General features: G+C 60.3%; 9 protein-coding genes and 1 other RNA gene. 2 read left to right on the top strand and 8 right to left on the bottom strand.

The annotated features are described in order from the left end of the window. Positions 1 to 15: 15 nt before the first annotated feature. Together CKA38_RS09510 and CKA38_RS09505 are read right to left on the bottom strand one after the other, a co-directional pair. Positions 16 to 1,911 (bottom strand): right-handed parallel beta-helix repeat-containing protein, encoded by a 1,896-nt coding sequence (locus CKA38_RS09510; protein WP_108825258.1) that lies wholly within the window; start codon positions 1,909 to 1,911, stop codon positions 16 to 18. Then, the gene (locus CKA38_RS09505; protein WP_161554829.1) at positions 1,908 to 3,815 is read right to left on the bottom strand and encodes a glycoside hydrolase family 97 protein; all 1,908 of its coding nucleotides are present in this window, start codon (positions 3,813 to 3,815) and stop codon (positions 1,908 to 1,910) included. Before CKA38_RS09505 ends, CKA38_RS09510 begins: the two co-directional genes overlap by 4 nt. Before the next feature lie 202 nt (positions 3,816 to 4,017). Between CKA38_RS09505 and CKA38_RS09500 the strand changes: the two genes are divergently transcribed. Next, the gene (locus CKA38_RS09500) at positions 4,018 to 7,350 is read left to right on the top strand and encodes a PA14 domain-containing protein (RefSeq protein ID WP_108825256.1); all 3,333 of its coding nucleotides are present in this window, start codon (positions 4,018 to 4,020) and stop codon (positions 7,348 to 7,350) included. Between the two features lie 114 nt (positions 7,351 to 7,464). Here CKA38_RS09500 and ssrS read toward each other — a convergent pair. The 5 genes from ssrS to lpxA all read right to left on the bottom strand — a co-directional run bounded on the left by ssrS (position 7,465) and on the right by lpxA (position 11,861). Continuing rightward, positions 7,465 to 7,647: non-coding RNA, 6S RNA (ssrS, locus tag CKA38_RS09495), on the bottom strand. Between the two features lie 120 nt (positions 7,648 to 7,767). Continuing rightward, positions 7,768 to 8,100 (bottom strand): hypothetical protein, encoded by a 333-nt coding sequence (locus CKA38_RS09490; RefSeq protein ID WP_152032772.1) that lies wholly within the window; start codon positions 8,098 to 8,100, stop codon positions 7,768 to 7,770. Between the two features lie 231 nt (positions 8,101 to 8,331). Further along, positions 8,332 to 9,294, bottom strand: coding sequence for a GTP cyclohydrolase FolE2 (gene folE2 / locus CKA38_RS09485; RefSeq protein WP_108826526.1), 963 nt, complete (start codon positions 9,292 to 9,294; stop codon positions 8,332 to 8,334). Positions 9,295 to 9,397: 103 nt separating this feature from the next. After that, a complete protein-coding gene (locus CKA38_RS09480) occupies positions 9,398 to 11,050 on the bottom strand; it encodes a S8 family serine peptidase (RefSeq protein WP_108825254.1) in 1,653 nt (550 codons plus the stop codon). A gap of 37 nt (positions 11,051 to 11,087) precedes the next feature. Next, a complete protein-coding gene (lpxA, locus tag CKA38_RS09475; protein ID WP_108825253.1) occupies positions 11,088 to 11,861 on the bottom strand; it encodes an acyl-ACP--UDP-N-acetylglucosamine O-acyltransferase in 774 nt (257 codons plus the stop codon). A 126-nt stretch (positions 11,862 to 11,987) separates the two neighbouring features. Between lpxA and serA the strand changes: the two genes are divergently transcribed. After that, positions 11,988 to 13,577 carry a phosphoglycerate dehydrogenase gene (gene serA, locus CKA38_RS09470; RefSeq protein ID WP_108825252.1) on the top strand — a complete coding sequence of 530 codons (1,590 nt, stop codon included), beginning with the start codon at positions 11,988 to 11,990 and terminating at the stop codon, positions 13,575 to 13,577. 534 nt (positions 13,578 to 14,111) lie between these two features. On the opposite strand, the gene CKA38_RS15400 is transcribed toward serA, so the two are convergent. Then, positions 14,112 to 14,477, bottom strand: a complete 366-nt coding sequence (locus CKA38_RS15400) for a hypothetical protein (protein WP_152032771.1) — start codon at positions 14,475 to 14,477, stop codon at positions 14,112 to 14,114. Positions 14,478 to 14,921: the final 444 nt, after the last annotated feature.

Raw genomic sequence — 14,921 nt, 5'->3', positions numbered from 1 at the left:
AAACGCGAGGGCAGTTTACCGTTGACCCTTGGCTCCATGCTCACGGGTTTTTATCCCCTGCCCCGGGGTGAACCTCATCGTGGACAAACTGTCCGCGTCGCCCGAAACCACAATGCCATCTTTCGCGGGCCAGCCGGAAAAAGTGTTTCGCTCCAATTGCACATTCCGGCAACGCACCAGTTCGAACTCCGTTTTTTGCCGGTTCAGCGGCGCGAAATCATTCGCAAGCTCAATCGTGTTTTCCGAAAACTCCAGCCCGTCCACCGAGCGCGCCAGCAAAACCGCGCGGTCGCACAGCCTAAACTTGTTTTTAATAATGCGGATGTTGCGATGATAATATCCCGGAGTGCCGCCGGATGGCACATCCACCTCGGGATCCAGGTCAATGGCGGCGCGTCCGTAACCGCAACGCAGCGGATTGGTGAATGTGTTTCCCTGGATCAACACGTCCGCCACTGGCCCCGACTCAAACCAACTGCGCGCATCCCCCGATATGCGTATGGCCGAGCCGGTCGCGTTGAAATGATTGTCCTCGATGATCACGCGCCCTGACGTGCTCACGAGAATGCTGCGTGCGCGATTTCCCGAAACCGTATTGCGCCGGAAAACGACATCCGCCGTCCACGATATGTTTTCAAGCGCATCCAGCGGATTCACCTCCGCCGCAATCGGCGCGTCAAATGTGATCGTCATCTCGTCCGGTCCGCGTCGCGCAACCTTTGTCACCACGGCTTCCCCCTCCGGCAACAATGTGCCGAAGCGCGCCAGCCGCAAACGGTCGCCCGCCTCCACCGCGATGAAGCCCTGCGCCTGAAAATGCGGCATGCGCACCACCAGCCTGTAATCGTCGAGCCGGCGCAATACCTGCAAATAAACGCCGTGCACGTTCATCGCGTCGTCGAGCATGTTGCGAAACTCGCCGTCCTCGATCAGCACCCGTCCGCGACATCCGACAAAATGGGTCGCGTCAAAATTCGTGGACACTTGCCGCCCCAGCGAATCATTCGGAATCACGCGCATGCCCCTCAAGGTGACATCCTCGCAACGCTGCGCAATCACCCCCATGCCGGGAGCGTGATGTATCGCCACGCCGTCAAGCGACACCTTGATCGACCGCTCCATAAAAAAAGCGGGAGCCGCGCGCAAATTGCACCGAAGGAAAATGATATTCCCCTCTCGCGGCACCCGTGGCAGCGCATAATTATCGGTCACCGAAAAACGCACCGTGCGCCCGTCGGCCGCACCGGTTTTTTCCGCATGGTAACGGAACCCGTAAGCATCGGCCGAACCCGCCGCCTGTCCGCTCCCGTCACCCGCAAATTCACAAAAGGTATCCATCGGCCAGCGCACGCCATCCGCGCTGATGACAAACGCGCCGCGATCCACCTCGAACGGTTCGTCGGCCCTCACCCGCACGGTAAAACCGCTGGCATCCGCGGCGAGCACTTCGCCCTCGTAAAGCAGCGGCACATTCCAGTCGATCGTCAGGTTTTTCACCGACACACGCTCGGAGCGCTCAATCAAAAACGGAGTCACATCGCCGTGCATCACAAAACGCGCCCCGCGCCCGTCGACGACCAAGTCCGTTGCGCCGCTCACATCAAAAACAAACCGCCTCGGCGCGCGGCTGTTGTCATGATTCGAAACATAGCGCACCAGCGCCCGCGCGTTCTCGGGATAAAAATGATACTCGCCGGGCTCAAACACCAGTGTCGCGCCGCCCTTCGCATCAAGCGCTGCGCTTAACGCCGCGCGCACGCCGGGCGTGGCATCCGCCCGTGCGTCCGGGCTCACTCCGAAATCCGCCACGCGGACTTCAACTGCCGCCGTCGCGCAGGCACCACACAGCAGAAATGCCACGGCCGAAAAAACACGCCCGAACTTCACGGGCATGGAAGATTTTGTGCTCATTTTTTTATCGGAATAAATCGCAGCACCACACCGTCGTTTTGCGACAATGCCAGGGGGATCACGCTCTTTTTTGTCACGCGGGCGATCTCGGTTCGCTTTAGCGGCTGCCCGCCCGTTCCATTCGAAATCATCACCACGCCATACTTTCCCCCGCCAAGAAAACCCAGGTCCAGCGCGTCAATTTTCCGGGCATCCGTATTCAACACGCCCACCCACCACTCGTCGCCGAGACGCCGGGCCATGACCACGCACCGGCCAATCGCGCTCGGCGCAAGCACACGCGTTTCGTCCCACTCAACCGGCAGCGCCTTGATCAAATCCAGCGCGGGCGCGCACCGCTCATCCTCGAGCAACATCGGCGGATACTCCGCGATCACTTGCAACGGTGACAAAAGGACAACCGCGGATGCCAGTTGGTGCGCCCAAGTCGTCTCGCCGGGATCCGAAAAACCCAGCGGCGTGTAGTCGCCCGGCCCGGCGGCAAGCCGGGTGAATGGCAGCGCGCAATTATGCTCCGCCGTAATCGGCCCCTCCGCCATGCCGTTCAATTCCAGGCCTCGAATTCCCTCGCGCGAAAGCTGATTCGGCCAGGTGCGCGTCTCGCCCGTCGGCTTTTGGCAGCCATGAAACAGCACGAGCAGTTTGCGTTTCGCGCCCTCGCGCATGATCGCCTCCTGCAAATCAACCATGGCTTTTGACTCCGCGTTGAAGAAATCAATCTTCACCCCCGCCACGCCCGACTCGACCAGCTTGTCGAAATACGCGCGCAAATCTGCGTATCCATTTTCCGGATTCATCACGTCCCGCATGTGCCGCCACAACAAAATGCCCACGCCGCGCTTCTTTCCCGCCGCGGTCAACTCGCGCACGCGCGCCCACGGATCATCCCATTTCAGCCAGCCCTCGTCGACGAGCGAGTATTCGAAACCGAGCTTCGCGGCGCATTCCATCATGTGCGTTTCCTCGGCGGGTGTGCCGGCGCGCCGCTTGCTCCACCAGTGCCACGTGACGCGGCCGCTGCGAACCCACGCATCGCTGTTTGCAAACAAAGCCGCGTCCGCCGCCGGGGAAAGAGCCTCAAGCAAATCCGTCGTGTCCACGAGCGAGTCCAGTGATCTCGCAAACTTCACCACGCGCCACGGCGACACCACATCACCTTCAACAAAAAATCCGTCCGCGCCCTCCGTGAAATCCGCAATCGTGCTCACACCGCCGCCATCCGCCCGTCCGGACGCCCTCAAGCGCATGCCGCTGTAATTGCGCAGTCCCGCCTCGGTAAACACCAGCCAGCCGTCCGCCTTTTCTCCCGCACGGATTGCCGGCAACTCCACAACCAGCGGCGGGCATTGAACCGGCCCGGCCTTCGAAATTTTCGGCAGCTCGCCCCACTCGGCGCGCATCCAATAGCCCGCGTAACTTTTCAACTTCCAGCTGTTCGGGCGCTCCGCGAGCCACACGCGACAATTGTCCACGGGCCGAAACTCCGATGCCTCGCCTTTCACGAGCCCCCGCGCCTCCTTTTTTACCGGCACCACATACCTCCACGCAAACGCATCATTGGACATCCTTGCCTCAATGCGCCAATCGCGGCCGCTGGATTGGTCGCGCAATGAAATCGCCAGCTCGTTGAACGTCAGCGTCACCTCCCGATGGTTGCCGCGCGTCGGAAACTTTTCCACAACCCTGCCCGTCCCCGACGAAACCACTTTCGAGCCCGCGCCAAAATCAACGCCATCCACGGAAATCCCCATGGCCGCATCCTTCGTGACGGCGCGCCCGTCGAACTCGACCCGGTAAACCGGCGCTCCGCCGGTCTCGGCTCCAACTGTTAATTCGGCCCGACTCTTTCCGTCGGGGCTCGGCAATACAAACAACGTCGCTGCAAGCGCAATGGGTGTGATCATGGGAAAAGCTAAAAAATACCAAAGGGGATGAGTGTGTCTCGAAATTGAATAACGGAGCTTTTTCAGCGAACCGCAAAGCATTAGACCGTTGACCAATCTAAAACACCAAATCCACGCGCCCCGGCAAACCCGGTCAACGATTGACACCCGCCTCATCTTGCCAAGCCCGCCCAAGAGGCAAGAGTTCCCTCCCAGTTTTCCCATGAACACGCTCCTCCCCCCGCCACTTCAAATCCGCCGGATAACCTCCGGCGTCCTCATTGCCCTTGCCGCTTTTGTTTGCCTGTCGCCCCGCATGTTTGCCGCCGCGCAGCCCGCATTCACGCCCGTCGCCAACGGACCAGTCGGCGCGGTCACGACCCGCGACGGCGACAGCGGTTTCGATGTTTCTTATCACGACGCGCCGCGGCTGGGTGGCGCGCCAACCATGACTCGATTCGAAGCGCGCATTGATGTTTCAACGCATGCGCTGGCAAACAGCATCCCCAACGGTCGCCGGGGCTCCGCGCAATGGAGCGCCACCGTCACTCCAAATCGTTCAGGCAGGCACCCTATCTCGCTTCGCGCCACCGGCGCCGCCACGCTCAAAATCGACGGCAAGCCGGTCATTCGACGCGCCGCCTCCGAAAGCAATCTGAACACGCGCAGCACAAGCGCCGTCGATCTCCAACAGGCCAAACCCTACGAATTCGTCGTCGAGTTTTCCAATACCGACAACGCCGGCCAGATCATACTCGAATGGGCCGCACCCGATATTCTAGCGACAAACAACACGGCCCCCGGCTCCGCCGTCGAAACAACAGCCGGGGCGCGCCAGGGTGAAACCATCGGCCCCGCGGCACACATTGAAAACGCCAACTACGCCCTGTCCTCGCAACCCGACGGCACCCTCGCCATCACCGAAAAACAAAGCGGTGCGAAGGCAGTTTTTTCGCCCGAATTTCTCGTTGTTTTTCAGCCCCGAGGACAGGAAACCAAACTCGATAATCGTTCCGCGAAATATACGGACAGTGGCCCGGTCAGGGGAATAAATTATCTCGTCACAACATGGGAAAAGGAAACGGATTTTTTCACCGCCGCCACACCGCGCGCGCGCCTTCGCCCCATCAAAATCGAACGCGATGGCGACAACCTCCGGTGGATATTTCCCTCGCAACCAAACTACACCCTCACCGCCACCCTCGCCCTGCCTCCCGACGGCACCGAACCCACGCTCGCTTTCCAACTCGACGCCGCGGCTCCCGGCCAAATCTCCATCGGTTACGCCGGGGCGCCCTCCGCCACACTCGCCAAGGCGGACTGGATCTGGCAGCCCCTCGTCTGGCAGGACAAACGCTTTCCAAACCGCTCATACCTGACGCGCGAGTTTCAATGCACCATTCCCTTCGTCATGGCGGGCATCGACGGAAACGCCATTGGCGTCGGCGCCGATGCGAGCGAAATCCGCTTTCGCATGCCCACGCGCGCGGACTCACGCTTCGGCGTGCTCGTGCGCAACGCCGGAGGCCGCGTCCAGCCGATGCTCTTTGCGCCCGTGCTCGGCGGCCCCGAATCGCGAGTCGAGGCCAGTTCCAGCTACGCCTTCACGCTTCGACTCGTCGCCCGCCGCGGTGCCTGGTTTGATACCTACAAACACCTCGCATCCACCCTTTGCGGCTTCCGCGACATTCGCGAAAACACACTTTGCTCGCTCAACACGACACTCGAAAACCTCACCGATTTTTTCCTCAACGACAAATACTCCTACTGGTATCCAAAATACAAGACATGGGGTTACCAAAACGACGCGGGCCCCGATGTCGGCCGCCAGCAATCCGCCGCCGATCCGCTCTCCCTCGCGCTGGTTCTTGACCGTGCCGACATCCTCCGGCGCCGGGCGCTCCCCACCCTCGAATACATGCTTTCCCGCAAGGCCAATCAAGGCCCCTTCAGCGATCCCGCCATGTTGGGCGACGGATTCCGCTATCCCGTCGATCTTGTCGCCGCCCACCACCTTACCCTCAAGCGCAACCCCGTCATCCCAAGCAAAATTCTCCCCAAGCTCAATGCTCCCAAAATCTTCGCAAACAACTACGGCACCAGCAACCGGGCGCTCCTCAACAGCCTCGCCGCCTACCGCCTCACCGGGGACAAGGCGCGCCTCCAGGAAGCATGTGCCGCCGCCGATCTTTACATCGACACGCGCATCACACGCCCCGCCACAACATTCACCGGCATCTTCAGCAGCTTCTGGCCCGACGTCGCGCCATCCTATGATTTGCTTTACGAGCTTTATAATGAAACCGGCGACAACCGTTATCTCCAAGCCGCCACCGAAGCCATGCGCGCCATGACCGCATTTATCTACATGGAGCCCATTCCCGACACCCCGTTCACCGCCAATCCCGGCGGTGTCTATAACAATCAACCCGTTCCGGAGGAAACGGTGCCCTCGTGGGTCGTCTCGGCCAACGGTCTCGCCGCCGAATGCGCCGCCACCGCGCACAGCCACCGCGGCATTTTCATGAGCGCCTACTACGCCGGTTACATGAACCGGCTTGCCCGCGATACCGGCGAAACATTCTTCACGGACATTGCCCGCAACGCCGTCGTCGGGCGATACGCCAACTATCCCAGCTACGCCTATCGCAACGGCTACACCACCCTTCACCAAAAAACCGATTATCCCCTGCGCCGCTTTGAAGAGATCAAAAAATTCACCTCGGCGCATTACAACCACCCGCTCCCGATGGCCGCCTTTCTTGTGGATTATCTCGTCACTGATGTTTACGCGCGCTCGGACGCCCAAATCGATTTCCCCTCCGAATACACCTATTCCGGCGCCTATTTCCGCAACAAAGTCTACGGCAACCGCCCCGGGAAATTCTACGACGAAAACAACACATGGCTCTGGCTTCCGCCCAAGCTTGTATCCACCGAATCAATACAACTCAACCACATCGCGGCCCGGGGAAACGGCAAACTCTACCTCGCGTTCGCCAACCAGTCGTCGCAACCCGTAAAAACGACCATCGCGATTGATCCGTCTCGCGCACGCATGGACGGCAAACGATCCGCGCGCGTCTGGATCAACAACAAACCCGCGCCCGCCATCGAGCTAACCGACGGCCGCGCCACGATCGAAGTCGCCCCCAAAGGCATCACCTGCCTCGCCATCAACGACGTCGCCGTGCAAACTGAAATCCAAGACGCGATGCTCGATCCCAAGACGCCATCCCTCCCAAAAAACAGCACCGCAACCGTCGCAACTCCCTTCGGCCAGGTAACCGCGACAGCCCTTCGACTTGGTCGCGACCTCACCACCGTGCACGTTTGGATTCAGAACAACGCCACCCCTCTTCAAAAAGCCACCCTGCGCTGGACGATTGCGGGACAATCCTCGGAAAAAGAATGTGATTCCTTTCCCTTCGAGTTCACAATCCCCGTGCCGGACGACGCACCCGATTTCACCTGCGTTGTAAACGCCACATCCAGTGAAGGAGCCCAAAGCTCGCCAAAAATACACCTGCGATTGAATACATCGCCCATCGATTAAACCGCGATCCAAAGCGCGCGGCGGTCACCACGGCATCCGCCGCCGCCGCAGTCCCGACCTTCCGCTCAACAAAAAACCCCGGGCAAATCCCGGGGTTCTTTGCTTAAAAAGGATTGATCCTCCACCTGTGCCGTATGCCCAAAGGCTCTAGTCCTTTTTATGTTAAGGTGGGCGCCTCCTACGCGGCGTCTGCTTTCCGGTGTGCGGCCTAGCATCTTCCACGGCGGTTTTGGCTCCCGTAATGACTCAAAGGCCGAGAGCGGTTATTGAAAAGCACCTCGAACACTGCAGAGGATCAAAGGAAAGACAGTAGTCCCCCGCGGCTCGCGGTCAACCGATTTGAGCATTTTGTGCCCAAGTAACACTCAAGTTCATCAATATTATCCGCCGGATGATCATGCGCATATTGCGCGCATGTTAGTAGTGTGCATGCACTTCTACCTGACTTGCCAGCCCGTGGGCACGGGCTTCGCACTCGTTGGCAGTCTCGCGAGTTTCGCGGGTCGCTTGAAGTTCGCGGCGAACCTCCGCCGTCGTATGTCTGGTGATGCGCGCCATTTCCCTCACAAGCAACCATGCACCCAACGCGGCAAACGCATAACCCGCCGCCACAAGAAGCGTCCCGCGTGTCGTCGCCTCGGCCGCCGCGGAATTAAGCGCATCAGGAGCCACAAATGCCGGCGCAAACACCGGCAGGAAGCGCATGATAAGCCCAAAGATCAAAAAGCTGAGTGAGTTTAGGATGTTCATGATGTTTTATGCTTCTCTCCATTAAGCTATATGCGTGCCAACTCCTCACGCGTTTCATAAAAACATAAGTATTAACATAAAACACAACTAGAGTATTATCTCCCAATCACCATTCGTTGCAATTTGCAACGCCCCGCGGGCAACACGGGATTGCAAGTTGCAAGACGCAAAACGCCGGTCCGGCGCAGCGAAGGGACTGCGAAATTGCGCGCCAACGTCGGCCGCGCGGGTTTACATCCGAAAATCCAGCGAGTCGGCGTTCATGCCGCCGGGGATGCCCTTGCAAATGACGCTCACGGCATCGTGCGAATGAAGCGATTCGTAATGCGCGCATATCACGCGAAAATCGCGCACGCGCGCATCCGCCGCCAAGCGCGCGTAAAGCAGGCGCGCGGCATCCTCCACAAACTTCAAATGCGCCCCGTTCAGCTCGGCAAACGCCTGCTCGTCCTCGCGCTTCACCATCACCTGCGTCTCGGTGCGAAGCGCGGCGCGGCAGTGCTCGCGAAGCGTATCAACGGTGAACGCCCGGCGCGGCGCGATCTCGACGCGAACGCGCGCCCTGGAGCGTTGCGAGTGGCCCATCGCAAAAACGCCGCGAGCCTCGCGCGCATGTTCCGCAAGCTCCGCCGAGCACGGGCAGGCCGACGAGTATTCAAAATCCATCTCCACATAACGGCGCAGTTCGCCGGCGCGCCCGAGCGCCACTTCATACGCCGCGTCGTAATACTGCCAGCCGCCCAGGCCGCTGCGCAGGCTGGCCTGCCACACGGGAAAGGAAAACGCCACGCGCAACCGCGCCTCGAGCGCGGCGTGAACCCGGCGATATTTTTTCAAAATGCGCCCGAGCGATTCCGGCGAGCACACATCTGCGCAGTGCTCGTAAAACGTCCTCACGATGCGGCTCATGTTGATGCCCTTGCGCGCCGCGTCGAGGGAAACGGTGCCGGTGACGCGGGCCTCGAGCGTGACCGGACCGGTGTCATGTTTCGCCGCCGCCCCGCCCTTTTTCCCCGAGCCCGCCTTCAACGCGAAACGCATGGGCAGCTTGAACCCGTCGATGCCGACCTGCTGGATGGCGACCCGCGCGCCCTCGATGTCGTTCGGACATTTCATCACGTCGGGCAGCGACGCGCGATAGGCGTCGGTGACTTTGAAGGATGCGTCGTAAGCGCGTTTTGGACGTGTGCTCATTGAAAACGTGAAACGGACAACAAAAACCAACTCGCGCCGCCTGCCAAGTCTGCAAAGCAACGAAGGAGGCCCTCAGGCCAACTCTCGGTCCGCGCGACAAATCTCACTCGCCGCCACCCAGGGAAACGACACTGGCCTTGTGATTGTTCGCCGGATTTTTGTCGGTCACACCGCCGGCGTTGAGCAGCGTTGTGTTCACAATGGTTTCCGCGCCCTCGGGCACCGGCACTTTCACGACAGTCGTTGCGCGGGCGTCGACCCACGGCAGCGCGACATTCGAGACAGCCCCGTTGACCTCCACCACAAGCGTCATCCCCGACATGGCCGTGGCGCTGCGGTTTTGCACAACGACATCGACCGTGCCGTCCTTGCTGTTGTAATAATGGCTCGAAATGGCCGTGTCCACGCGCGTGGGATCGTTGCTTTCCAACGCCCAGCCAAGGTCGATCACGCCCGCGCCGTAATCATCGTCGCGCCCTTCCGCGCCGGCGTCGTTGACGTGCGCCACCAAAATCGCCCACGCCTCCTGCGCGCTGATTCCGCCATAGGCCGACATCAGCGCCGCAATCGCGCCCGACACCACCGGCGCGCTCGCCGATGTGCCCGTGAAGCCAACCCGCGACTCATCCGCCCACGCGGCCAGTATGGCGTAACCCGGCGCGGTTATCTGCAACTGCGCGCCCGAGTTGGAAAAAATGAGCTGCTGCTGCATCGCGTCCGTCGCCCCCACCGAAATCACCCGCGAATAGGCGGCGGGCCACATGAGCTGCGCCGCCTGGTCGTTGCCCGCCGCCGCCACGACAACCGCGCCGCCCTGCATCGCGTATTCAATCGCGCGCAACAACACCGCGCTCGTCCCGTAGCTGCCGAGGCTCACATTGATGATCTGCGCGCCGGAATCCACCGCCTGCATGATCGCCTCCGAGATGGTGTAGAGATCGCCAAGACCGTTTGAATCCGTCACGCGGATGCTCAGGATGTCGGCCGCGGGAGCGACACCGGGCGCGTCGGCGGCGGCGCCCGCGGCGAGCGATGCCACGGCGGTGCCGTGCCCCTCCCCCGCCTCAATTGAAACGCCGTGGCCGGCGTCGAGCCTGCGCACGCGCTGCCCGAATGTCGCGTCGGCCGCCACGCCGCTGTCGAGCACCGCGATCGTCACGCCTCGCCCCCATTGGCTGTTGTCCGCGCCCGCAACGCCGATCGCCCCGAGCAAATTGTCGCGCACGGGAACCTGCGAACGCGCCGTGCGCGCCTCGGTCTCCGGCACGGTTGGAATCTCCGCGATAAAGTTGCCGCCAACCTCCTCGTAATCGGATGAGTTGTCCGTGATCTCCGACGCCAGTCCGTCGAGCGACGCATAACGCACGCGCGCCGACAGCAACTTTTCCGAGCTCGACATCACCGTCAGCCCCGCGTCTTTCGCCCGCGCCAGAAAACGTTGCAGCGCCCCCGCGTCCTTGAACGCGAGCACGGCCTCGTTTCGCCGGACATGGTCGTTGTCGAGGTGCGCCGCCAGTTGCTCCTTAAACGCCGCCGCGCCGAGTCGCCGCGCCTCCGCAGTCAACGCATTTGCGCGGGCTTTTTGCGCCGCCGCGGTCAACGCCGCCCGGTCATCCGTTGCCTCGGTCCGCGCTTTTTCAGCCGCGGCCAGCCCCTCCGCGCGCCGCTGGTGTTTCACAAGCGTCCACGCCATAAAACCGATCAGCGCCAGGGTGATCAGCGCGGGAACAATCGGGCTTCGCGGTTTTTCGTGCATGCTCTTGGGACAAATTTTTCGGCGCCGTCGTTCCACATTAATCCGCGGCGGGCGCGCCGGATTCGCTCTCGCCGTGCTTGCGCATCAGGCGCGCGAAACCGCGTTTCCCGCCCGAGAAAAACTGCAGGAAAAGCCCCGCCTCGGGCGTCGCGTAGCGCCCCGCCGCGAGCGCGTCCGCCGCCACATTGCGGATGTTGGTCCGCGCGTGATACACCTCGCGAAACGCGTCCTTGATTTCGCGAATCGCCTCGCGCGAAAAGCCGCGCCGTTTCAGCCCGATGAGATTCAGCCCCACGACGCCGTCGCGCTCCGCCACGAGCGTAAACGGCGCCAGGTCCTGCGAAATCGACGCGTTGCCGCTTATCATCACGCTTTCGCCGATGCGCACAAATTGGTGCACGACCGCGCCCCCGCCGATAAACGCGCTCGTCCCCACGCTCACGTGCCCCGCCAGCAGCACCGCGTTTGCCATGATGACATTGTCCGCCAGCGCGCAATCGTGCGCCACGTGCGCCGTCGCCATGATAAAACATTTTTCGCCGATCACGGTGGCGCAGCCCTCGTGTGTCGCGCGGCTGATCGTGACGTGCTCGCGAATGACCGTGTCCGCGCCGATCCGCACGCCCGTCTTGAGAGACCGGTCGAAACCGATTGATTGCGGCGCGCCGCCGATCACCGAGTATTCACCCACAGCCACGCGGTCGCCGAGCACGACGCCCTCCTTGATGACGGCCCCCGCGAGAATCTCGCAATCCGCGCCGATCTGCGCGCCCGGTTCGATGATGGCAGTGGGATGAATGAAAGTGGCCATGAGGAAAATTTATGCGCGGAAACACACACCATTCGCCGCCCCGCGTAAATGGAAAACCGCTGTTCTGTAAAAACCACTTGCGCCGCGGTGCCCCAGCCTGTTGCCTGTTCGTTTCCATTTTTTCCCATGAAAATCCTGGTCGCCGACAAAATATCACCAAAAGGAGTTGAATACCTGCGAAAACAAGCGGGTTTTGAAGTCATCGAGGCTTACGGTTCTTCTCCGGAAAAAGTCCTCGAACTCGTCAAGGACGTGCACGCCATCGCCGTGCGCTCGGAAACCAAGATCACGAAGCAGGTGCTCGAGGCCGCTCCGCTCCTCAAGGTCGTCGGACGCGCCGGCGTGGGAGTTGACAACGTCGATGTCGAGGCCGCCACCGAGCGCGGCGTCGTTGTCATGAACACCCCGGCGGGCAACACCATCGCCACCGCCGAGCTCACCTTCACGCACATCCTCTGCGGCGCGCGCCCCGTTCCGCAAGCCGCCGCGTCCATGAAAAACGGCGAGTGGAACCGCAAGGCTTTCAGCGGCATCGAGCTCTTCCGCAAGACGCTCGGCGTCATCGGGCTCGGCCGCATCGGCGGCGAGGTCGCCAAGCGCGCCCAGGCGTTCGGCATGCGCGTGCTCGCCTACGATCCCTATCTCGCGCCCAGCCGCGCCAAGGCCATGCAGGTCGAAATCGCCACGCTCGACGACATCCTCGCGCAAGCCGACTACATCACCGTGCACATGCCGCTCACCGAGGACACCAAGTATATGATCGACGAGGCGGCCTTTGAAAAATGCAAAAAGGGCCTGCGCATCTTCAACTGCGCGCGCGGCGGCATCATAAAGGAAAGCGCGCTCGTCGAGGCGCTCAAGTCCGGCAAGGTCGCAGCCGCCGGGCTCGACGTTTTCGAGGGCGAGCCGCTCGCCAAGGACAGCCCGCTGCGCTCCATGCCCAATGTCGTGCTCACGCCGCATCTCGGCGCCTCGACCGCGGAGGCGCAGGAATCGGTCGGCATCGAGATCGCCGAGCAAATCGCCGACGTGCTCAAGGGCGGAGTCATCCGCAACGCCGTCAACATGCCCTCGATCGACGAAGCCGCGATCAAGATTCTCGGGCCCTACCTCGACCTCGGCGCCAAGCTCGGCACGCTCGTGCAGCAAATCTCGCCGCAGCAAATCTCCACGCTCCGCATCACCTATTGGGGCAAGATCGTCGATCTTGACGCCAACGCCATCACGCGCTCCATCCAGCGCGGCTACCTGCGCCGCATCAGCGGCGAACAGGTCAACTTCGTCAACGCCCCCTCGCTCATGCAGCGCCTCGGCGTGCAGGTCGAAACCATTAAGTCCAACAACGACTGCGGTTACACCGAGCTCATGGCGGTCGATGTCATCACGCCGGACGGGAAAATTTATTCCGCGCAAGGCACGCTCATCGGCAAGGGCGGACAACCGCGCATCGTCAACATCAACAGCCGCGAGGTCGAGGTGCTGGCCGAGGGCGGACTGCTCGTGTTGGAAAACTCCGACGTGCCCGGCATGGTCGGCACGATTGGCACGATCCTCGGCAAGGACAAGGTGAACATCGCCGACATGTCGCTCTCGCGCCTCACGCCCGGCGGCACCGCCTACATGGTCGTGCGCGTTGACACCGAGCCGAGCGAGGCCGCCCGCAAGGAAATCAAAGCCCTCCCCGCCATCAAAATGGCGAAGTTCGTGCAGCTCTGAGGAAATTCAGAAGAACAGAGGCCGGAATACCAGAGGCCAGAGCGCCAGAGAACCAGAAGCCAGAAAACCAGGCCGTCGCATTTCGCGGGGCTGGTATTCTGGCTTTTGTTTTTTGTGGCCCTCTGGGCTGCGCGCGCCTCGTCAACATCGTCGCCAACGACCGCAAGCCGCTTCCGTCGCGCCCCGCAAAACCCGCCGTCTGGACTCAGGAGAACGTCACCCCGGCGAAGGGCGCCCGCTCGCATTGCGACTAAAGGGAAAAATCAACAAAACTCGACCCGTCACCTTTCATTCCCGTCAAAAAAAGTGACAAAACACGACCTGCCCCCTTCCAAACTGCCCCCTTCCAAAATCTGCACGTCAAAAATGGGGGCAAAAACAAATGCGGTTTTGCCATGCGTATCGTAAATACGACCGGAGCGCGGCAATTTGGCGACAAATGTGGATGCCAGTTCGGCAACACGCCGGAATTATCGTAAAAACCCTACGGCGCCACTTCGGCAGATTTTACGACCAGAATTCGGCTCGTAACATTTAGTTCTCTTTTAGTCTTCTTTGGGCTTCATCTCCTCCTGTTACAGAGGCCACATCAATAATATCTGCAAAAAATAATTTGAGCATATTTTCTTCTGGAACTCTGAATATGCCACGAATGATAACAGGGGCACCGTTTTTAACATTAATATAGTTTGTTTGGCGTCCGATGCGTCCACTTATTCTAATACCAATTTTAGGTTCTTTCGTCGTAAAATCACTAATGTTTTTATAAAGAATTGGCCACATGTCTCTGTATCCAGCATATATCCCTGCCACCGATATCGGCTGGCCATTATACCTGTCCGGATTATCAAATAAATCATCTATGTGCACTTCTATATAGTTCACTGCTTCGCAAGACATGCTATTTATAAGTGGTTTCGAGGTGCTCCTTGCGCATCCCACGCAAGCACTGAGCAATAAGATAACATTTGCTATATATATTATTTTACTATTCATAAATGCCATCTATAACTCCCGATAAGGTTTTGGAAGGGGTCAGGTCGTGTTTTGTCACTTTTCATGGGAGGCAAAAAAGAGGACCAGAGACGGGGGCAGTCCTTGCTTTTGACATTTTGGGAACAAGGGCTGCGTAGAGATGAAGCATGGAGGGTAAAGGAAATCATAGTGCATTTCGGGGATGCGCGCGGCCTTGGAATGTTGTTTGAATAGATTGGTGAATCGGGCGGTGGTTTTCATTCCTATGCCATTTGCATCAGTGGTCAAACATTCAGTCCGTCGTGGCTGGGTGTGGGGTGCAATTCAAAGTGTGATTGAAAGCCAGGCATGGGCAGGTCGCGCACGTCA

It is taken from the genome of Ereboglobus luteus (assembly GCF_003096195.1).
Classification (GTDB): Bacteria; Verrucomicrobiota; Verrucomicrobiia; order Opitutales; family Opitutaceae; genus Ereboglobus; species Ereboglobus luteus.
The sequence above is the reverse complement of the archived record's forward strand: the minus strand, read 5'-3'. Positions and strand labels throughout refer to the sequence as shown.

What these genes read in the sequence shown, in the direction of transcription:
- CKA38_RS09510 (WP_108825258.1), bottom strand. Translation starts at nt 1,911, where the DNA reads ATGAGCACAAAATCTTCCATGCCCGTGAAGTTCGGGCGTGTTTTTTCG.
- CKA38_RS09480 (WP_108825254.1), bottom strand. Translation starts at nt 11,050, where the DNA reads ATGCACGAAAAACCGCGAAGCCCGATTGTTCCCGCGCTGATCACCCTG.
- serA (WP_108825252.1), top strand. Translation starts at nt 11,988, where the DNA reads ATGAAAATCCTGGTCGCCGACAAAATATCACCAAAAGGAGTTGAATAC.
- CKA38_RS09500 (WP_108825256.1), top strand. Translation starts at nt 4,018, where the DNA reads ATGAACACGCTCCTCCCCCCGCCACTTCAAATCCGCCGGATAACCTCC.
- CKA38_RS09490 (WP_152032772.1), bottom strand. Translation starts at nt 8,100, where the DNA reads ATGAACATCCTAAACTCACTCAGCTTTTTGATCTTTGGGCTTATCATG.
- CKA38_RS15400 (WP_152032771.1), bottom strand. Translation starts at nt 14,477, where the DNA reads ATGTCTTGCGAAGCAGTGAACTATATAGAAGTGCACATAGATGATTTA.
- CKA38_RS09505 (WP_161554829.1), bottom strand. Translation starts at nt 3,815, where the DNA reads ATGATCACACCCATTGCGCTTGCAGCGACGTTGTTTGTATTGCCGAGC.
- lpxA (WP_108825253.1), bottom strand. Translation starts at nt 11,861, where the DNA reads ATGGCCACTTTCATTCATCCCACTGCCATCATCGAACCGGGCGCGCAG.
- folE2 (WP_108826526.1), bottom strand. Translation starts at nt 9,294, where the DNA reads ATGAGCACACGTCCAAAACGCGCTTACGACGCATCCTTCAAAGTCACC.